The 19941-nt window shown below is 38.7% G+C and carries 18 protein-coding genes; 15 read left to right on the plus strand and 3 right to left on the minus strand.

Going from position 1 to position 19941, the window contains the following annotated elements:
* Window position 1: 1 nt before the first annotated feature.
* Complete coding sequence (locus OVA16_RS12670) at window positions 2-244, minus strand: c-type cytochrome (protein WP_267765391.1); 243 nt, start codon at window positions 242-244, stop codon at window positions 2-4.
* Window positions 245-263: 19 nt separating this feature from the next.
* Window positions 264-1505: a PQQ-dependent sugar dehydrogenase gene (locus OVA16_RS12675; protein WP_267759921.1), complete on the minus strand. Its 1242-nt coding sequence runs from the start codon at window positions 1503-1505 to the stop codon at window positions 264-266.
* Window positions 1506-1769: 264 nt separating this feature from the next.
* On the opposite strand from OVA16_RS12675, the gene OVA16_RS12680 reads away from it, so the two are divergent.
* The 9 genes from OVA16_RS12680 to OVA16_RS12720 all read left to right on the plus strand — a co-directional run bounded on the left by OVA16_RS12680 (window position 1770) and on the right by OVA16_RS12720 (window position 11708).
* Window positions 1770-4745 (plus strand): SusC/RagA family TonB-linked outer membrane protein, encoded by a 2976-nt coding sequence (locus OVA16_RS12680; RefSeq protein ID WP_267759923.1) that lies wholly within the window; start codon window positions 1770-1772, stop codon window positions 4743-4745.
* Window positions 4729-4917 (plus strand): hypothetical protein, encoded by a 189-nt coding sequence (locus OVA16_RS12685; protein ID WP_267759925.1) that lies wholly within the window; start codon window positions 4729-4731, stop codon window positions 4915-4917. Before OVA16_RS12680 ends, OVA16_RS12685 begins: the two co-directional genes overlap by 17 nt.
* An 11-nt stretch (window positions 4918-4928) precedes the next feature.
* Entirely contained in the window at window positions 4929-6758 is a 1830-nt protein-coding gene (locus OVA16_RS12690) for a RagB/SusD family nutrient uptake outer membrane protein (RefSeq protein WP_267759927.1), read from the plus strand.
* Window positions 6759-6775: 17 nt separating this feature from the next.
* Window positions 6776-7174, plus strand: a complete 399-nt coding sequence (locus tag OVA16_RS12695) for a hypothetical protein (RefSeq protein ID WP_267759929.1) — start codon at window positions 6776-6778, stop codon at window positions 7172-7174.
* A gap of 95 nt (window positions 7175-7269) precedes the next feature.
* On the plus strand, window positions 7270-7734 hold the full coding sequence (locus tag OVA16_RS12700) for a DUF4466 family protein (protein WP_267759931.1): 465 nt from the start codon (window positions 7270-7272) through the stop codon (window positions 7732-7734).
* Window positions 7727-8266 carry a DUF4466 family protein gene (locus OVA16_RS12705; protein WP_267759933.1) on the plus strand — a complete coding sequence of 180 codons (540 nt, stop codon included), beginning with the start codon at window positions 7727-7729 and terminating at the stop codon, window positions 8264-8266. Before OVA16_RS12700 ends, OVA16_RS12705 begins: the two co-directional genes overlap by 8 nt.
* 2 nt (window positions 8267-8268) lie before the next feature.
* Window positions 8269-10188, plus strand: a complete 1920-nt coding sequence (locus OVA16_RS12710; RefSeq protein WP_267759935.1) for a hypothetical protein — start codon at window positions 8269-8271, stop codon at window positions 10186-10188.
* Window positions 10185-11012, plus strand: a complete 828-nt coding sequence (locus tag OVA16_RS12715; protein WP_267759937.1) for a hypothetical protein — start codon at window positions 10185-10187, stop codon at window positions 11010-11012. Before OVA16_RS12710 ends, OVA16_RS12715 begins: the two co-directional genes overlap by 4 nt.
* Before the next feature lie 57 nt (window positions 11013-11069).
* Complete coding sequence (locus OVA16_RS12720) at window positions 11070-11708, plus strand: GntR family transcriptional regulator (protein WP_267759939.1); 639 nt, start codon at window positions 11070-11072, stop codon at window positions 11706-11708.
* A gap of 17 nt (window positions 11709-11725) precedes the next feature.
* Here the strand turns inward: OVA16_RS12720 and OVA16_RS12725 are convergent, their stop codons facing one another.
* Window positions 11726-12523, minus strand: a complete 798-nt coding sequence (locus OVA16_RS12725) for an SMP-30/gluconolactonase/LRE family protein (RefSeq protein ID WP_267759941.1) — start codon at window positions 12521-12523, stop codon at window positions 11726-11728.
* A 138-nt stretch (window positions 12524-12661) separates the two neighbouring features.
* Between OVA16_RS12725 and OVA16_RS12730 the strand changes: the two genes are divergently transcribed.
* The 6 genes from OVA16_RS12730 to OVA16_RS12755 are packed head-to-tail and all read left to right on the plus strand — an operon-like array spanning window position 12662 to window position 19898.
* A complete protein-coding gene (locus tag OVA16_RS12730) occupies window positions 12662-13984 on the plus strand; it encodes an aspartate aminotransferase family protein (protein WP_267759943.1) in 1323 nt (440 codons plus the stop codon).
* A 7-nt stretch (window positions 13985-13991) separates the two neighbouring features.
* On the plus strand, window positions 13992-15170 hold the full coding sequence (gene dgoD / locus OVA16_RS12735; protein ID WP_267759945.1) for a galactonate dehydratase: 1179 nt from the start codon (window positions 13992-13994) through the stop codon (window positions 15168-15170).
* 9 nt (window positions 15171-15179) lie between these two features.
* Window positions 15180-15947, plus strand: coding sequence for an SDR family NAD(P)-dependent oxidoreductase (locus OVA16_RS12740; RefSeq protein WP_267759947.1), 768 nt, complete (start codon window positions 15180-15182; stop codon window positions 15945-15947).
* 15 nt (window positions 15948-15962) lie between these two features.
* Entirely contained in the window at window positions 15963-17330 is a 1368-nt protein-coding gene (locus OVA16_RS12745) for a hypothetical protein (protein WP_267759950.1), read from the plus strand.
* A gap of 28 nt (window positions 17331-17358) precedes the next feature.
* On the plus strand, window positions 17359-18924 hold the full coding sequence (locus tag OVA16_RS12750; RefSeq protein ID WP_267759952.1) for an SLC5 family protein: 1566 nt from the start codon (window positions 17359-17361) through the stop codon (window positions 18922-18924).
* 2 nt (window positions 18925-18926) lie between these two features.
* Window positions 18927-19898 carry a Gfo/Idh/MocA family protein gene (locus OVA16_RS12755; RefSeq protein ID WP_267759954.1) on the plus strand — a complete coding sequence of 324 codons (972 nt, stop codon included), beginning with the start codon at window positions 18927-18929 and terminating at the stop codon, window positions 19896-19898.
* Window positions 19899-19941: the final 43 nt, after the last annotated feature.

Raw genomic sequence — 19941 nt, forward strand, 5'->3', positions numbered from 1 at the left:
TTTATTTAGTTTGTTTAAATTGGTTTATGGTTATGGTAGAAGCTTGGTTCTTAAAATTGGTTCTAACATAGTTGATAATGGCAGTAGCCTCTTCGTCTTTTAAAAATGAAAAAGCTGGCATTGGTGCATCGTACTTTACGCCAGCAATGCTTTTGTTTTTTAATCCCTTAGAAATGATTTGGACTAAAGTTTTTATATCGCCATTTACTGTGGCCGATTTTTCTAGAGGAGGGAAAGTGCCAATAACTCCTTTTCCATCTGCTTTATGGCAAGAAGCGCAATAAGATCTCGTAAAGTATTTTTCCCGAAACTTCGGCTGTAGCTACTGCTGTCTCAGTTTTAACTGCTTGCAAAATAGTACCTGCGGCTTTATCGGTTAAGCTTAGTCTAAAGATTTTATCGTCGTCTTTTTTTGGAAAGCCTTTTTGAGGATTCCAGTCTCTATTGCTAGAACAAAAGTAAACGTCGCCATTTGGCAAAACCAGTACAGAACGTAATCTGCCCAATAAGTTTTTGAACAAAGTATATTCTTCAATTACTTTTTGTCCATCTTCAGAAAGTTTTAGAATACGCAATGATTGGCTTTTTAGTGTAGTTAAAATCAGGCTGTTTCTCCATTCTGGTATTTTGGTGTTGCCATAATAAGCAATGCCGGCTGGCGCAATTACTGGTGTCCAAGATTGAATTGGTGCAGTAAATGACACAGCTTTCATACTGTCCGTTTCCTTTTTTGGAGCATTTTTGCCTTCTATTAATGGCCAGCCATAGTTATGCAATGGTTGTATTAGGTTAACTTCGTCTTCCACGGCATCGCCATGCTCCGAAGTGTAGATCAATCCGTTTGCGCCAAGCGTTAAACCTTGCATATTTCTAAAGCCCCAGGCATACACATAACTATTAGGCATAGGATTGTCTTTTGGGATACTTCCGTCTATATTGATACGAAGAATTTTGCCATTTAACCTAGTTACATCTTGTGCATTTGCGTCTATTGCTGCATCGCCTGTTGCCCAGTAAATTTTGCCATCGTTGCCAATAATTATTCTAGCACCATTATGTCCGGTGTTTCCTGGTATCTGTAAGAGCAGCTTCGGGTTTTCTATCGAGCCATTCTTGTATTTATATCTGTATAAATTAGAATAGATTTTATCATCGGTTTTGGTGGTGTAAGAAACAAATAAATATTGTTCGTCCTCCCGTGGTTGGTAAATTGCCATTCCAAGCAAACCAGTAGTGCGCTGTTGAAAAACATTAGGAATGGTTTTGATTAACTGAACACTGTTATTGCTCAGGTCTATTTTTTTTATACTTCCTTTAATTTCTGAAAAAATAATGTAATTGTTGGTTTTATCGTACTGAAGATCCCAAGGTACCTCTAAGCTATCTGCTAATAACGAAAGTGCAAGCTTTGAATTTGCTAGCGCTACAGTATTTAAAGTATGTTCTTCTTTTCGTTTGCACGAGAAGATAGCAAGCATAATATATATTATAAACAGTTGTTTCATTGTTTTGTCGCCTAATTGTTCTGCGAATTAAAGTTAGTTACAAATAATAATATATACAAAAAAAGATTAAAATTGTATACAATTTAAGTTTAGTTTGGATTATTTTTTTTCTATAAAATTTTGTTTTTTAAAAAATCATTTCTAATTTCATCTAAAAGTATTCAATTGTTGCTCTATAATGTATACAATTTATACTAAGAAACAACCTAACAAACTATATTAACCTAAAGTACTATGAGGTGTAAATTTCTAAGGGCGGGGAAAATGCTGAAGTCTCGGTATTTCTTGTTGCTTTGTGCTAGTTATCCTGGTTTTAATTATGCCAGCGATATTGGTCGGACTTATTCTTACGAAAGTGAACATGTTTTGTTTACTGATATTACGTATGTAGCTCCAAAAGTCTTGTTGCAAAAAACTGTCGTCGGTTTTGTGAAAGACGAACAAGGACTGCCTTTGCCAGGAGTTGAGGTGCGTAATTTGAACACCTCGATTGTAGCAGTCACGGACGGCGATGGTAAATTCCAGATTAAAGCAGCTGAAACTGATCAAATTCAGTTTAGGCTGATTGGATTTTCTGCGATAACGCTAAGCCCCAAAGAAGCTGCTTCGGTGGTAATGAAAGCTGAGCTGAGTAAGCTTAACGAAGTGGTGGTGGTAGGTTATGGTGCGCAGAAAAAGGCAAATATTGTTGGTGCAGTTGCTTCGGCCAAATTTGACGAAACCATAAGTAGTAGAGGGCTTTCCAATGCATCTTCGGCTTTGCAAGGCTTGCTGCCAGGTTTAGCGGTTACCCAAAGTTCGGGTATGGTAGGTAATAATGCAGCAGAGCTTTTAATTAGGGGGTTGGGAACGGTAAACAACGCCGGGCCCTTAGTGATAGTAGATGGTATGCCCGATGTAAATATGAATAGGGTAAACGTAAACGATATTGAAAGTGTTTCGGTACTTAAAGATGCTTCTGCCGCCGCAGTTTATGGATCTAGAGCGGCAAATGGTGTGATATTGATCACTACAAAATCTGGTAAACGTAACACAAAGCCAAGTATTAGCTTTAATAACAGCTTATCGTTAGTTAGTCCAACGGCTAATGTAAATTTTGTAAATAATTACGCAAAAGCACTAACGGCCACACAGGTTGCGCAATCGGCTAATACTTTGCCTAACGCATTTAATTTTAAAAATGGAACCATAGATCAATGGTTGGCTTTGAGTATGATTGATCCTAAAAGATATCCAAGTACCAATTGGTGGGATGTAGTTTTGAGAGATGGTTTAGCACAGAATTATAATATTTCCGTTAATGGTGGTAGCGAGAATAGCAATTACTATTTATCGGTAGGTGCTTTAGATGAGCGAGGCATACAAATAGAAAATAACTTTAAGCGTTACAATTTGGCGTTCAATATGGATACCAAGATTGTTGAAAAACTAACTTCGGGTATTAGGTTTGCTGGCAACTGGTCTGCTTTTAAGTATAACTACACCGAGGGCATGACAGCAAATGGTGCTAGTGGTCTAGATCTTTTTTCTGCACCCGCAGGTATCTTGCCTTATGATCCAGTTACGGGCTATTATGGAGGCGCAATGGCCTACAATGAAAGTTCTCAAGCTTCGAACATGTATGCAGATTATATGGTTAGAAACAGAAACAATATGGACCAAAAGCAGGCTAATTTAAACGGATATTTAGAGTGGAAGCCAGTTTCTGGGCTAACCGCAAACGTGAACTATGCACTGAGCTATAACAACAGGTTCGATTGGAGGGCTGATATGCCTACACAGGCCTATAATTTTCAAACAGATGCCTGGGGGCCTAGAATTTACGTAGGTAATAACGAACCTATCTACAATACAGACCGCGAAAATTTTAAAACGCAGCTTAATGCCAGTTTGGGTTATGATAAAACTTTCGGTAAATCACATGTGTTTTCGGCAAAAGTAATTTACAGTGAAGAGTTTTGGAAGGATAGATATCTTGCCGCTAGTAGGGGTACGCGTTTAAATCCAAATATTTTTGAAATAGATGGGGCCTTAAATGATGTTCAAACCACCGGAGGTAGTTCAGAAATGGAAGGCTTGAGGTCATACATTGGACGTTTGGGTTACACTTTTAAAGACAGGTACATTTTGGAAGGTACGTTCAGGGCTGATGGTTCTTCTAAATTTTTACCCGGAGACCAGTATGGCTACTTCCCAGCTGGAGCGTTTGGATGGCGTTTATCAGAAGAAGAATTTATTAAACCATTCTTTGAAAAAATTAAAATTAACTCGGCCAAATTTAGGGTTTCTTATGGTAGCTTGGGTAACAACTCTGGAGTTGGAAGATATGAGCAACAAGAATTACTTACAGCTGGTCATTATTTTATAGATGGTGCGGCGGTGGTTGGTTTAACCAATAAGAAATTTATCAATTACGCTCTTACTTGGGAAAAAACAAACATCTTTAACGTAGGTTTTGATGTGTCTATGCTAAATAATAAGCTCTTGGTAGAGTTAGATTATTATGATAGAAAAACGATAGGCATGAACAGGTCATCTGATTTATCTACACACCTACTGGGCGTTTATATCGCTCCCAGAAGAAATATTGGGGATATGCTTAACCAAGGTTTCGAAGCCAATTTAACATGGAATGATAAAAAAGGCGATTTCAGGTACATGGTTAACTTAAACTATTCTACCAACAGAAATACTTTATTGTCTTGGAGTGAGACTTTACAAAGAGGTTCCTTGTTTGTAAACATGCCTTATAATTTCGTTTATGCTTTCGAATCGATGGGGATTGCACAAACTTGGGAAGATGTTTATAAAGCAACGCCACAAGGTGCAGCGCCTGGAGATATCTTAATTAAGGATTTAAATGGCGATGGTAGAATTGATGCCAATGATAGAAAAGCTTATCCTAACTATCAGTTAGGTCGCCCTACCTCTAACTATGCTTTAAGGGGTTCAGCTTCTTGGAAAGGTTTTGATATGGCCATTTTATTGCAAGGATCTTATGGTAGAAAAGAGTTTTGGATGAATAGGGTAAACAGTTCGTTCCTAGGTACATCTGCACAAGCGGTTACCGATGAACAGTTGAATCAAACCTGGAACTTAGATAATAGAGGTGCCGAGTATCCTAGGCTGTTGCCTAGCGGATTGGGCTCCACAAGTACCAATAATTATGTAAGTATTTTTTTGGTTGCAAGATTTATCATACCTAAGGTTAAAAAACGTGCAGTTGGGTTATACGTTTAAAAATAACCTCATTCAAAAAATTGGTGTAAAGAAAATAAGAGGTTTCGTTTCGGCTGATAACTTGTTAACATTTACCGGCTTTAAAGGCCTAGATCCAGAAAAGAGCACTTATGCCAATGATTCGTATCCGATTACAAAAACGTTTGTGTTTGGTTTAAACTTTGACTTTTAATGAATAATCGCATGAATAAGAAATTTATATATATAGCTCTTTCCATTTTATCGGTTGCTTTTATGAGTAGCTGTCGGAAAGATTTATTAAATCAAAATGCCACGGTTTCTCCCAATAGCAATACTTTTTGGCTTACAGAGGCAGATGCCGTAACTGGCTTGATGGGTAATTACAACGAGTTTAGGCCATGTTTTGATAGAGATTATCATTTCGATGGACATGGAGATTTTCTCAAGATGTATAACACTGGGGCGGCGCCAATCAGTATGACGGTAAACAGCCCAAGCGCTTATGGCAATGGAGCTGCAACACTGTACAGAGAGTTGTATGGTTCTATCAACACTTCTAATTATGTAATAGAAAATATTAGGGCCAAATTGTTGCCTAATGCGGTAACAACAGCATCAAGGCAAAATTTGGAAGCAATTATTGGCGAAGCTCGTTTATTGAGAGGTATAGCTTATTTCCGCTTAATTTCTTTGTGGGGAGATGTGCCTTATATCTATAAGATCGTTAATGCGCCAATTGAGGTTGATACCATTTCTAGGTCATCAATCACAAAAGTTAAGGATTCTATTTATGCAGATTTTACCTATGCGGCAGAAAAGTTGCCAAACAGGGCAGCTGCTATTGGAAGAGCTGCTAAACCTGCTGCTTTAGCTTTTAGAGGTAAGTTGCAATTGTTTTGGGGTTCGTGGAAAAAGCATGGCTGGCCAGAATTGGAAGGCTTTCAGCAATCTGCTGCCGAAGCTAGAACCGCATTTGAAGGTGCCGCTGCTGATTTTAACCGTGTAATCACAGAGTTTGGCCTAAACCTGTTTAGAGGTGGTGCGCCAGGCGAATGGGGCGAAATGGGCAAGGCCGATGTATTGCCAAATTACTACTATATGTTTATCCCTTCTACGGGTAATCCAAATGCCGATGGCGAAATGTTAATGGTGCTTACTCACGGAGGTAATGCGACTGGACAAAGTGAAGAATATATGAGGGTTTGGACTGGGGTTTCTGTGGGGCTGTCTCAAAATCAGGCTATACCTAGATGGGAATTGGCAGATAGGTATCAGTCTACCATTACAGGTGATTTTTTGCCTAAAATGACCCAGCTAAACCCATCAACTAATCCGGCAGCAAGAACAACCCCTAACTCTTCGGTTAATCCAGATTCTTACAAGGATAGAGATTATAGAATGAAAGCTACTTTATTGTGGGATAATGAAAAAATTATGGGTATTGGCACTACAGAAACTACTGGTTTCGTAGCATTTCGCTATAAAACTTGGAGCGGTAACATCACTATAGATGGCGTAACCTATCCTGCTTTTAATGATAATACAACCAACCTTTCGGGTTTGCAATCAAGAAAGTTTGTACGTAACTACGGTGGTCAAAACAGAAGTTCTGGCGATTACAATTGGCCATTAATGCGTTTGGCTGATGTTTTCTTGATGTATGCCGAAGCCACCAACGAGGTAAACGGGCCACAGCCAGCGGCTATTGCTTTAGTAAACAGAGTAAGAGCAAGAGGTAAATTACCAGCTTTGGCGGCAAGTAAAACTGCCAATGCAACAGCTTTTTTTGACGCTATAGAGCAAGAAAGAATTGTAGAGTTATTTGGCGAGGGTCAAAGGGCTTTTGATTTGAGAAGATGGAGAAAACTAGAGACCGTTTTTGGAGCGCCTTATGGTGCTGGTAAATGGTTTCAAGATAGTTGGGGCAACAATTGGGAGCGCTTTTTCTTTAATGCGGATGAGTTAGTTTACCAACGTTGCTATATTTATCAGATACCTGAAGCAGAAAGAGTAAGAAACAGCAATCTTACCCAAAACAAACCTTGGAGATAATCTATAAAAAATAAGACATGAAAAAAATATTCATATTTCAATTAATACTGTTGCTGTTTGTAGTGGCTGCTTGTAAAAAAGATTATCCAATGGATGATGACGGGCTATTGATCACAAATAGGTCAGATTGTTATGTAAGTGCATTTGAGTTGTTGGGCGCCGATTTTCAGACGGTAAGAACCAAAGCAGCAACTATAGATACCACGGCACAAACTATTAATGTAGAGGTGCTGTACGGTACAGATCTAAAAAACCTTTACCCTCAATTCAGTTTGGTAATTGATGCGGTGCTAGATCCAAAAATTGTGGGTAAGGTAGATTTTTCGGATCTCTCTAAGCCAAAGGAATGGACGATGGTATCTGGGAACCGAAAGGTGAGAAAAACTTACAAAGTTTATTTAACTGTAAAACAATAAGCTAAGCGAAATAAAGCCATCATGATTTGCCAATGAAAAAATATCACAATCAAATCATGACAGCTTTATCACAGCTGAAAATAAAATTTAAATAGATGAAACAGATAAATTTTAAAATATTGATGTCTTTAATGCTGCTTGCTTTATGCTTTGGCGCATGTAAAGACAAAGAGTACGCCATTCCAACTACATCAGATAAGTTGCAGAACGATTTAATAAAGAGGTCGTTGGGGCCAAATATTGTAGGCGGAACTATTGAATTTGCCTATGCGGCAGCAATTTTGCCAGAAAAAGGCAAGTTAACCTCTATGACGGTTGAAGCTAGCATAGCAGGCGCTACAGGAACATATTTAGACCATAGGTTTTACAATACCAACAATTCTGGAACCGATGTAGGTACAGCCGTTGGTGATCCGTCTGTAACCACAGGAAAAACTACGCAGGTAACTTACACTGGCGATTTTTCTGCAGCAACTTTGCGTTACTTCTATAAAATTCCGGAAGAAGCTCGCGGAAAAACCGTTAGTTTTACTTTTACTGCAAAATCTAGCAATGGGTAAAACCATATCTTACCAGTCTGGTCCGCATGAAATAAGAAATATGGATATGGCTTTAGATTTGGTAGCTAAAGATGGTACAGATTTTTACTTGTCTATTGCAGATATGAAGCTTTACAATGCAACTTTTGCAGCTGCAAATCCAGATAAAATAGACTTGGTTTACCTGTACAGAACGCCAACAAACGTAACGTATTTGCATTCTTTGGTGGCGCCAACAGCAGATCCGATTTATTTGCCAACGTTTACCATGCCTCCAGTATTAAAAAATAAAACAAAAATAGTTAAAGCCTTTACTGTGCGTGATCAACAATTATCTAGAATACAATATGGTGTTTTTGTAGATGATATAGATTTAAGGTCTAAAGATTTTACTGATGCGCCAGATTTTGCTATCAACATGAAAGCTGAAGGTGGCGTTTGGGTGCAAACGGCAGATGGTAAGTACAATGCTTATATTTACGTAAACGCGGTTACTAACACCGCTACAGTAAAAGAAATGAGGTTGAGTATGAAAAGGCTGACTGTTAAGTAACTATGTTTAGAATATATTTGGCTAAAACTGCAAATCAAGGAAAGTTTTTAATGGCTTTCCTTTGCAGTTTATTTGCGTTTCAGGTTGTTTTTGCACAACAACACCATATTGAGTTAAAAGCACAACAGCTCGAAAATAAAAGGGCTAAAGTAAATAACCAAGTTGTTAAAACATCATTCAATGGGCAAATGGCCTTTTATATTGATGGAATTAACAGGGACTTGGAAACTGATGTTCGGCCAGATTTGGAATGGATTGTTCAAGTCCCCAAATCTGGTTGGTACGTTTTAGAGGTAGAAACACAACCTGTTGATCTTGAAAGGCTAAAAAAAGAAGACCTGACAGGGAAACTAACTTTGAAGGCCAAACTCCAAAATGGAAACGACAGACCAACTTTCCGCATCGTTTATGATGTATATAAGGGTGGTTTGCAAGAGCTGGGTAAGTTTGAGTTTAAATCGAAAAGCCAAAAGCTAAAAGTTTGGCTGCCTGCTAATCTGGTACTCAAACGATTGTCAATAAAACCCTACGTAGCTCCCGCACCTCCGGCAGATGCAGAAAATTATATACCGAAAATTGTTCCTCCAAGCGGGCACCCGAGGCTGTGGGTTAATCAAGAAACATTGCCCATCATTAGACAACGAACTTTAGATACGGCCCATCAAACTGCTTGGTCTACAGTTGAGGCAAAGGCAGCATTATCATTCAAATTCGCTTTTGACAGTAACAAAGAGATGTTTCACGATGAAAAGCTTGAAAGCATTATCGAAGCAAAGGCTTTTTATTACCTGATAACCGAGGATAGGAAAGTGGGTGCTGAGGCAGTTCAGCTGGCGTTAGATTACCTGTCGGTTTTGGAATTTGGCAATGTTACTTATGGAGATATTACCAGAGAAGTAGGCCGTGCAATGTACACCGCATCTTTGGTTTACGATTGGTGTTTTCCACTCATGAATACAGACAGCAGGGCGCAGTTAAGGAAAGATTTAATGCGTTTAGCTACCGATATGGAAATGGGTTGGCCACCATTTTTTGGCATAGAAAGCGTAGTGAATGGACACGGTAACGAAGCACAGATTTGCCGCGATTACCTCTCAATGAGCATTGCAATTTATGACGAAGACCCACTTCCTTATAAATATACCTCTTATTGGATATTAGATCAGTTGGTTCCTTTACGTAAGTTCGAGTATCAGTCGCCGAGGCATAATCAAGGTGTAGATTATGGAGGTTACAGGTTTGGCTGGGAAATGCATGCGGCCTGGCTCTATTACAGAATGTTGGGCCATCCTGTTTTTGATGATAATATTAAAAATATGGCCGAGTATTGGGTTTACATGCGTACCCCAGATGGTAAAATGCTTCGCGATGGCGATATGTTTAACGTAAAATATGGTAAAAGCGAAAATTTCTACTGGAAAAATCCGCAAACCATGTTGCTTTGCTATGCCTACTCTGGTAACAGGATTATTAAAGGCGAATTTATAAAGCAGGGTGGTCTAAAAGATAATCCAGTGCTTTTTTTGTTATTAGACGACCCCAAATTAAAGCCAGATTTCGACCTCAACCAGCTACCGCTCACTAAAGATTTTGGACCAGTGCTAAACAGTATGGTAGCAAGAACAGGCTGGGAAGAGAAAAGAAGTAGTGGCAATGTGGTAGTGGAATTAAAAGGTGGTGGCTTTCATTTTGGAAATCATCAACATGCAGATGCGGGTGCGCTCCAAATTTATCATAGAGGCATCCAGGTTGGAGATTTAGGATTGTATCTTTCTTACGGCTCTCCTTACGATTTTAACTTTAACAAAAGATCTGTATCTCATAGTATGATGTTAGTTCGTGATCCAAAAGAGCCTTTGCTTTTAGAACAAAAACCAACGACGGCGGTACTAGGTTTAGTCAGCGGTTTCCTAGAAATGTGAAGGAGGTTTTAAACGATTCTTGGTTTCAAACCGGTTTCGTGAGGTCATCGGCTATAGGTTCAGATCATCTAAAACCTTCATTTAGTTATTTTAACATCGATATCACTAATGCCTATTCAGAAAAAGTAGAAGCTTATACTAAAAGCATGTTGTTTCTTAATTTAAAAAGAAATGACGTGCCAGCGGTGTTAATACTTTTAGATCATGTGGTTTCTAAAGAGGCTGGAATGAAAAAATATTGGCAAATAAATTCTTTGGAGAAGCCTTCGTTGGCCGATGGTACATTTGTTCTTGCAAATGAGTTGGAAGCTAAAAAGGCGATTACTTATGTAGATATGTTTAAACCAAAGCTTGCAGATAGGGACGTAAATATGTTGTCTGGCGATTCGAGTACGAAAGTATTTGAAGACCTTTATACTGTTAAATCGGTTTGGCCAGAAGCCAAGGGAACTAGGGTAATGGTTAGTCCTAAGCAGGATGAAAAACTGTCGGAATTTGCTACGATATTTCAAATGACAGAAAACGGGGCGGCCAAACTACCTGTTGAAGTTTCTGAAAAAAATCACTACTTTACATTTAAGCTGGCCGATAAAATAATTGTCTTGGCAAAGCCAAATGTTTATCTAAAAGAGGAAATCGAAATTGATGTGCCAAATGATAAAACTTATGAAGTGATATGTTTAGGATTACAAACAGGTTTTTGGAACATTGAAAATTTAAATAATAAAAAAGTAACCAATAAGAATATACTAAAAGATCAGAATGCGCTCTCTTGGAATGCTGAGGCTGGAACTTATAGGGTACGTCCTTCAAGAGTAAATTGATAGCTCAATTTTGAAAATTAAATTGTATTCTTATTTTTGGTTAAAAATGTATGCGAAATGAAAGAAGATTCGTTAGCTTTTAAAGTTTATTTAGAGGTTAGAAAAAAAATACTTTCTAGTCAATTGGCAGGAGGATCTCGTTTAGTAGAGAATTTCTGGGCCGAAAAAATGTCGGTAAGTAGGGTTGCGGTAAGAGAGGCTTTTATGAGACTGGCCGGAGAAAGTTTGGTGGAGTTTGGAGGCAAAGGCGGCTGCTTTGTTAAAAGCATGACGATTGAGGATGTGAAAGAAATCCGTGAGATACGGGAAATATTAGAAGTTGGCGCATTAAAAATACTTTTCGCGAAGAAAGATAAAGAAGTAGTGAAAGAACTTGAGCTAATTTGCAACGATTTTTCTGAGATGGTAGAGAAAGGCTATTATGGTGGAGCTTGCGAAGCGGATGTGAAATTTCATGAAAAAATGATTGAAAGTTCTGGTAATGCTCGATTGATATTGATGTATAAAAATAGCAATATCCCTCTGTTTCACATGAGGTTAGGTGCTGTAATGGATCAGATGGAAGATTACCAAGATACAGATAGGGAGCACAGAGAAATAGTGAAAGGTTTGGCTACTGGTAATTGGGAATTGTCTTATTCGTCCTTGGTCAGACATCTTTATCGCGGAGAACAAGAAGCTTTAGAACTCGTTTAAATTTTAAAAAGGGATTACTAAATAATCCCTCTTTTTTTTGTTTGGTATTGGACCAATAGGCCTTTTTCTGCTTCGGTAATAATTAGACCTTTTTTACCAGATGGATCTAAAGCGCAGTTGGTTGGCTTGTAGCCCTGTGCATCTATTTCTTTTATTAATACACTGTTTTCATCCCAAACCTTTACTGTTCCAGAGCCGTAAACCGCAACGTATAAATTACCATCTTGGTCAAAAGCAATGCCATCTGGGCCAATTTCGCCTCCCGTTTCTGTAAATAAAATTCTGTTTTTTAGTTGTTTACTTTCATTGTCCCATTCAAATTTCCAAACTTGTTGTGTTCCAGTTTCAGCAACAAATAAATGAGATTGGTTTTTGTTAAGCGCCAATCCATTTGGGTAAAACATCCCTTCAAAAATTTTAAAGAGTTTGCGGCTTGGTGTTAAGCAGCAAATATATCCGGTATTGTCGTCTAAACTATCGCCTGGGCAGGTAAATAGTAAGTTGCCATGTTGGTCAAAAGTTAAGTCGTTGGGCATTTTAAGAGCTTCGCCTTCAAAATTATCAATTATTGTTGTTGTCTTTTCTAGTGCAGGATCAAATGTTCTGATGTTATTTTGCTTCGAGTCGCAAAACCAAACTAGGTCGTTATCATCAATGGCAATTCCGTTGGGCGCTCCGTCTACTTGATACTTATGATGGCTGTTGTCGCTAACTAATACCAAATTGCCAGCATCTTTTTCAACTAGCCAAATATTGCCTTTGCTATCGAAGCAAGGCCCTTCAGGGAAATTTAGATGATCTAAAATGATAGCCATAGAAAAAAAATAAAATATTATTTAAATGTATACATAAAAATTGTAATTTAGTATACAATAATAATTAGTTATGGGATACATAATTTTAAGTTGTATCTGCCTAATAGTTTACAAAATTATAACAACGAATAACGTTTTATGCAAGAGAATTTAAAATCTGCAGCCATTTTGCAGAACAATGAACAGTGGATACCTGGAGGGGTAGTTTCATTAAATAGGAAAACAGATCCTAATATTTGTTTTGTGAAAGGGCAAGGCAGTAGGGTGGTAGATGCTGACGGTAAGGAATATATCGACTATCAGGCAGGTTTTGCTGCTTCTTTTTTTGGTCATAACGATGAGGATATTAACTCGGCTGTAAGGCGCACACTTTCAGAAAATCAAGTATTGATGGGGGCTGGCCCAACCTTGTTAGAAGGCGAGTTTGCGAAAATGTTTTGCGAAAGTGTACCCAGTGCAGAAAGTATACAAATTACTACTACGGGTTCGGAAGCCACGTACCATGCCATCAGAATTGCTAGGGCAGTAACCAAACGCGACCATATTATTGTAATGCAAGGTGGTTACAACGGTTGGCACAACGATGTGGCTTGTAACGTAATCAGCAGGTTAGCAGATGTGGGCGAATATGTTAGTCCAGGAGAATATCCTTTCGACTCGCTAAGTGCTGGGGTGCCAAAATCGCATAGCGATTTAGTGCATGTAGTAAATTATAACGATTTAGACAGCATCAGCTATGTTTTAGAAAAATATGATGTGGCCTGTATTTTACTGGAGCCGCTTTTACAAAATATCGGAATCGTTAAACCGCAAGTTGGTTATTTAGAAGGTTTACGTGAGCTTTCGGATAAAAATGGTTGTTTACTGATTTTTGACGAGGTAAAAACTGGTTTCAGACATGCGCTAGGTGGTTATCAGTCTATTTGTGGCGTTACTCCAGATTTGTCTACCTTCGGTAAAGCAGTTGCAAATGGCTACCCGCTTGGCGTAATTGCTGGCAAGAAAAAATATATGGATTATTTCGTTCATCCTGATAAGGAAAACAGAGTTTTAATTGCTGGGACTTATAATGCATTTCCATTAACAACCGCTGCGGCAATTGCAACTTTAGAGAAATTAAAATCGCCTGTGCATAAGGTATATGAACACATAGAAAAGCTTGGTGCTGCTTTAGAGAAAGGTTATCAAGAAATATTTTCTAAATTAGACAGACCAGTGTATGTAGCCAGGCAAGGCTCGGCATTTTGCGTATATTTTATGGATCACGAGCCAATTAATTTCCATGATGTTTTACTAAATCACGATTTTGATTTTGATGCTCGCTACCGTAAAGAATTAATTAAGGGCGGTGTATATAATTTTCCGGCGCCAATTAAGCAGGGAAGTATTTCTTTTGCACATAGCATGGAAGATATTGAGCAAACTTTAGAGGTTGCTGCACAGGTTTTAAAACAAATATAATTGAGAAATGAAGATTACTGCAATTGAGACCTACGTGTGCAACGCACGTATGAGGAATTGGATTTTTGTTAAAGTAGTGACCGATCAGCCTGGTTTATGGGGTTGGGGCGAAGCTACTTTAGAATGGCATACCAAAAGTGTAGTTGGTGCTATCGAAGATATTTCTCAATTATTGGTAGGCGAAGATCCTCGAAGAGTAGAATACTTATGGCAAATGATGTACCGCCAACATTTTTGGCATGGAAACGGCATTGTGCGTGGTACAGCCATCAGCGGTATCGATATTGCCCTTTGGGATATTGTAGGAAAAATACATAACGTACCTTGTCACGAACTGTGGGGCGGCAGAGTAAGAGATCATATTCGTTTGTACTGCCATTTAGGTGGGGGCAAAATGGAAGATTTTTACGAAACTGCTCCTGGCGATGCAAAACGTTTTGGCGAGTTGGCTCAAGCCGCGGTAGAAGAAGGTTTTACGGCCTTCAAATCTATGGCAGTTCCAGAAACTATGCCTTTGGAGGGTTTGCGGCCGGTTAAATATGCAGAAGCTTGTGTGGCGGCAATGAGAGATGCTGTTGGCGATGATATCGACATCATGGTAGATTGCCACGCCCGTCCTAGCCCTAGAATGGGAATGTTGTTTGCCAAAGCTCTGGAGCCCTATGGCCTTTACTTTTTTGAAGAACCTTGCTGGCCAGAAACCATGGAAGATATTGCTTTAATTCAAAGAGCGGTGCAAACACCAATTGCTTCTGGTGAGCGTTTGGTAGGTGTACATGCGTTTAGAGAATTGTTAGAAAAACGTGCTGTAAGTGTAATTCAGCCAGATATTACGCATTGTGGAGGTTTAAGTGAAGCCCGTAAAATTGGTGCTTTGGCCGAAGCTTACCGAGTTTCGATGGCACCGCACAATCCACAAGGACCAGTGAGTACAGCAGCTTCTATCGAGTTAGGCTTTGCTACACCGTCTTATATCATTTGCGAAAGCGTTCATAAAGATGTAGAATGGAGAGAAGATGTAGTTTCGGAAGGATTTACGGTTCAAAAAGAAGGCAGGCTTGTATTGCCTAATGGTCGCCCAGGTTTGGGTATCGAGATTAACGAAGAGGAAGTTAAAAAGCACCCTTTTCAGCAAGAAGTTTTGCAGAGAACATTTTATAAAGATGGTAGCGTAGGCGACTGGTAATCACAAAATATGCAGGAATTGAAAGATAAGGTAGTTGTAATTAGCGGCGCATTGGGCGATATCGGATTGGCCATTGCAACCGCTTATTTAAAAGCGCAATCTATTGTGGTGCTAAGCGATATCGTGCCTTTAGATAAAGCAGAAGAAAAATTACTTTTGTTAAAAGACTACAACGGTAATTTCGAATACAAATCTTTAAACGTTGCTGATTATAACGATGTGGAAGTTTTTATCAACTACGTTGTAGAAAAATACGGTAGAATAGATCATTGTATTGCTAATGCAGCGAGGGTAACTATCAAAGATTTTAAAACTTTAAGTCCAGAAGAGTGGTCTACAGAAATGCGTGTTAACGTAGATGGAGCCTTCTATTTTGCCAATTTTGCCGCTAAAAACATGGTACAGCAACAAGTTAAGGGAAGTATCCTTTTCTTGGGCAGTTGGGCTGCACATGCGGTTCATCAAAATTTGCCAGCTTATAGTGTTTCTAAAGCTGCTGTACGGATGATTAATCAAACCATGGCGCTAGAATATGCTACAAATGGTATCCGAGTGAATGAAATTGCACCAGGTTACGTTAATGCAGGTTTAAGTAAAACGGTGTGGAGCGAGTTACCAGAGCAAAAATCAATCTCGCAAAATAAAGTTCCACTAGGTAAAATTATGGAAGCTGATGAAGTAGCTGCACAAGTGTTATGGCTAAATTCTAGCCAATGCCAACACGTAACGGGTTCTACTTTTTTAATGGATGGCGGACTTTCGCTACTTAGACCTTAATCTATCGAATTTAATATGGCTACTGTATCTTCAAACTCAGTTACTTCATTAAAATTTCAAATTGTAGAGACTGATATTACGCCTCCCAAAGGAATTTATTCGAGAAATTGGGGTGCCGCAAAGTTTGATGTGGCTTCTGGTGTACACAAACCATTATTTCTATCGTGTTTAGTTACACAGAGTGATGATGGTATTTTAGGAGTAGTCATTGCAGCAGATTTAGGTTGGTGGAAGAATAATGATGATGAACGAAGTTTAAGAACGGCAATTCTTACAGCCTGTGGTTTACAGGAGCAACAGCTACTATTTTGCCTATCACACACCCATGCCGGGCCAAGTATTTGCACTAACGATAAGGACCAAAATGGAGGGAAACTTATTATTCCATATTTGGAGTTTTTGAAGAAAACAGCCATTGAAAGCATAAACAATGCTAAAGAAAATTTGACTGATGGTTTTCTGTCTTGGGAGTACGGATGTTGCGATTTAGCAACAAAGAGAGATTTGAATGTGAATGGTGGATACCTAATTGGTTATGACCCATCTGCAAATGCAGACCAAACACTTTTGGTGGGAAAATTAAGCAATGCTGACGGAGAACTGAAAGCGGTAATTTGCAATTATGCTTGTCATCCCACTACGTTTGCTCATGAAAATATACTCATTTCGCCAGATTACGTTGGTGCAATGCGTGAACTAATTGCTGAAAAATTAAATGTGCCTACTGTCTTTTTGCAAGGCGCATCTGGAGATTTGGCACCTAAAAAACAATACGTTGAAGATCCCGAAATAGTAGATGCCAATGGTAGAAAATTGGGTTATGCCATTTTATCGACTTTAGAAAATACATCGCCCGTTGGCAAAAAATGGACTTTTGACTACGCTTTGCAGTCTGGTGCGCCTTTAGCTATTTATGCGGAGAAAGAGACTATTGCCAACCAAACTTTTAAACAGCTGAAATTTGAAGTTAAAATTCCTTACAAGCAATTAGATTCTATCGAAAAAATAGAACAAGATTTTAACGCTTGCGAAGATAGGGTAATGAAAGATCGCTTATGGCGGAAGTTAAACACCCGTAAATCTATTGGAGAGCAAACTTATGCCGTATTGCCCGTATGGATTTGGCAATTTGGGGATGCTTTCGTAGTGGCACAAGCTAACGAAGTTTATGCTGTTGGGCAGGAACAGATTAGAGTACATTTTAAAGATAGGCATATAGTTTTTATCAACATCGCCAATGGTTATTTAGGTTATTTACCACCACAAGATTTGTACGGAAAGGATATTTATGCCGTATGGCAAACACCTTTTGAAAAGGGCGGATTAGAGCTTTTAATTGCTGAAATAATTTCGAAAATAGAGCAGTTAACAACAACCTCATAAAACAACCAAACTAACCAAACAACCTAAAATGAAACTTGAATTAATTGATATCGCAATTTTTACCATTTATATTATTGGTATCGTTGCGTTAGGACTTTACGCTTCCAAGCAAAGTTCCAAATCGAAGAGAGATTATTTCCTAGCGGGAGATAAATTACCTTGGTGGATGATTGGCGGAAGTATCATCGCCGCTAATATCAGTAGCCATCATTTAGTAGGTGCAATGGGTGCGGCTTATGATAGAGGTTTTGTGGCCATTACCTTAGAATGGGGAGCTATATTGATTGGTTTCAATGCACTTTTGTGGATTTTTCTTCCTTTTTATATCAGAAACGGATTTTACACCGTTCCCGAATACCTAGAAAAACGTTTCGGAACTTCTGCAAGGGTGCTTTACGCTATCTTAATTTTGTTTACTTATATTTTTGTAGAGATAGGTGCGGTGTTGTATTTGGGCGGCTTAACACTGCATGCACTTTTTGATGTTCCAATTTTCTACAGCATTATTGGTATGGCACTTTTAACAGGCTTATATACTATTTTAGGTGGGTTAAAAGCAGTAATATGGACTGAGATGGTGCAATTGGTAATTTTAGTCTTGGGCGGATTGGTACTTACTTTTGCTACTATCGATAAAGCTGGTGGTTTCGGTGCCATTGTAGAATCATCTAAAGATTGGAAAATGTTCTATCCAGCCAATGATCCAGATTTTCCTTGGACCATGTATTTAGGTGGTTTGCTTTGTATCAGCGTATTTTACTGCGCCACTAATCAGTTTATTGTGCAGCGAGTGCTGGCTGCAAAAAATGAATGGCATGGCCGTATGGGCGTTATCTTTGGCGATTACCTAAAGTTTTTTGTACCATTGATCATTACCATCCCAGCTTTGGTAGCTCCTGCATTTTTACCAGCACTAGAACAACCAGATTTACTATTTTCAACGCTAGTTAAAACCTTATTACCAAATGGCTTAATCGGTTTGGTAATGGCGGGCTTGATTTCGGCAATTATGTCGCATATTTCTGGAGCAATTAATTCTTGTACTACTATTTTAACGGTAGATGTTTACAGCGAATACATCAATAAAAATGCTACAGATGAACAAGCTATCCGTTTCGGAAAAAGGTCGGGCGTAGCCATCATATTCTTCGGGATTTGTAGCGCAGTTTTGTTACTCAGCTATTCTGACAAGCCAATATTCCTATATTTAATGAACCTTTACGGTTTATTTACTCCTGGTATCGCTACCATGTTTTTAATGGGCGTTTTTTGGAAAAAGACAAAATCGCAAGGTGCTTTAGCAGCAGGATTATTAACTATTCCACTTTCTTTGATCATGGAATTTACTTTCCCAGAAATGCCATTTTTTAACCGCACCGGAATTGTATTTTGGACCTGTATGATTGTTTGTGCTGTAGTAAGCTTACTTTTCAAACCAAAATCTGAATTAGAGTTAAACGGTTTAGTTATCGAATACGGAAAAGGTGGTGGAATACCAAAATCAGAGCAGATCTATAAAGACATAAAAAATCCCACTTTGTGGTGGGCAATTATTACCGCTGCAGTATTGTATTTTTATGTGAGGTATTTTTAGGTATGAATAGAAGGAAATTTACTTTTGCTGCTGCTACGTTAGGCTTAGGCTCTGCTGTTTATGGAGCTAGCGCCTTCTCGTTTCCATCGTTAAAAAAGCGTGTTGGCGTGGTAGGTTTAGATTCTTCTCATGCCATTGCTTTTACCAAAGAACTTAATGCTAACACTACCAACGAGAGTTATAAAGGCTATCAGGTAGTGGCGGCCTATTCAATGGGAAGTCCTAGTATCCCTTTAAATGCAGAACGGATACCTAAGTTTACCGAAGAGATTAAGAAACTCGGTGTAGAAGTAGTAGCCAGTTTGGACGCTTTGCTTAGAAAAGTAGACGTAGTGCTCTTAGAAACTAACGATGGAAATGTACACTTACAACAAGCAGAAATTATCCTTAAAGCGAGAAAGCCCCTTTTTATTGATAAGCCTATCGCCAATAGTTATGAAGATGCCTCAAAAATATTTGAACTGGCGGATAAATACAAAACCCCAGTATTCTCAACCAGTTCGCTACGTTACATAACCGGTATAGAAGAAATAGACAAGAAAACGGTTTTAGGAGCTGATATTTATTCTCCTGCCTATACAGAGCCTTCGCACAAAGATTTGTACTGGTATGGCATACATGGCGTAGAGATGTTGTTTACCCTGCTGGGCCAAAACTGTGTAAGTGTTCAAACACAGCATACCACAGATTTTGATAGCTATATTGGCGAATGGGATGGCGGTAGGATAGGTACTTTAAGAGGAATTAGAAAAGGTGCAGATGGTTTTGGAGGGGTGGTGTTTATCCAAGATAAGATAGTGCAATTAGGGGCTTTTCAGGGGTATAATCCCTTGTTAAAACAGATTATTTCCTTTTTTGAAACGGGCAAAGAACCTGTGCAAAGGCTAGAGACTTTAGCAGTTTGTAAATTTATAGACGCTGCTCATCAAAGTAGGTTAGAGGGGGGTACTAAAGTGATTTTAAATAATAAATAATTTTATCAATTGGTCGGTGTTAAGCGCTGGCCTTTATATTAAT

This window comes from Pedobacter sp. SL55, assembly GCF_026625705.1.
Taxonomy (GTDB): domain Bacteria; phylum Bacteroidota; class Bacteroidia; order Sphingobacteriales; family Sphingobacteriaceae; genus Pedobacter.

Bases quoted from the DNA above. Each gene is read 5' to 3' on its own strand.
- dgoD (WP_267759945.1), top strand. From the start codon at position 13,992: ATGAAGATTACTGCAATTGAGACCTACGTGTGCAACGCACGTATGAGG.
- OVA16_RS12690 (WP_267759927.1), top strand. From the start codon at position 4,929: ATGAATAAGAAATTTATATATATAGCTCTTTCCATTTTATCGGTTGCT.
- OVA16_RS12710 (WP_267759935.1), top strand. From the start codon at position 8,269: ATGTTTAGAATATATTTGGCTAAAACTGCAAATCAAGGAAAGTTTTTA.
- OVA16_RS12725 (WP_267759941.1), bottom strand. From the start codon at position 12,523: ATGGCTATCATTTTAGATCATCTAAATTTCCCTGAAGGGCCTTGCTTC.
- OVA16_RS12740 (WP_267759947.1), top strand. From the start codon at position 15,180: ATGCAGGAATTGAAAGATAAGGTAGTTGTAATTAGCGGCGCATTGGGC.
- OVA16_RS12730 (WP_267759943.1), top strand. From the start codon at position 12,662: ATGCAAGAGAATTTAAAATCTGCAGCCATTTTGCAGAACAATGAACAG.
- OVA16_RS12750 (WP_267759952.1), top strand. From the start codon at position 17,359: ATGAAACTTGAATTAATTGATATCGCAATTTTTACCATTTATATTATT.
- OVA16_RS12680 (WP_267759923.1), top strand. From the start codon at position 1,770: ATGCTGAAGTCTCGGTATTTCTTGTTGCTTTGTGCTAGTTATCCTGGT.
- OVA16_RS12695 (WP_267759929.1), top strand. From the start codon at position 6,776: ATGAAAAAAATATTCATATTTCAATTAATACTGTTGCTGTTTGTAGTG.
- OVA16_RS12755 (WP_267759954.1), top strand. From the start codon at position 18,927: ATGAATAGAAGGAAATTTACTTTTGCTGCTGCTACGTTAGGCTTAGGC.
- OVA16_RS12700 (WP_267759931.1), top strand. From the start codon at position 7,270: ATGAAACAGATAAATTTTAAAATATTGATGTCTTTAATGCTGCTTGCT.
- OVA16_RS12705 (WP_267759933.1), top strand. From the start codon at position 7,727: ATGGGTAAAACCATATCTTACCAGTCTGGTCCGCATGAAATAAGAAAT.
- OVA16_RS12745 (WP_267759950.1), top strand. From the start codon at position 15,963: ATGGCTACTGTATCTTCAAACTCAGTTACTTCATTAAAATTTCAAATT.
- OVA16_RS12720 (WP_267759939.1), top strand. From the start codon at position 11,070: ATGAAAGAAGATTCGTTAGCTTTTAAAGTTTATTTAGAGGTTAGAAAA.
- OVA16_RS12675 (WP_267759921.1), bottom strand. From the start codon at position 1,505: ATGAAACAACTGTTTATAATATATATTATGCTTGCTATCTTCTCGTGC.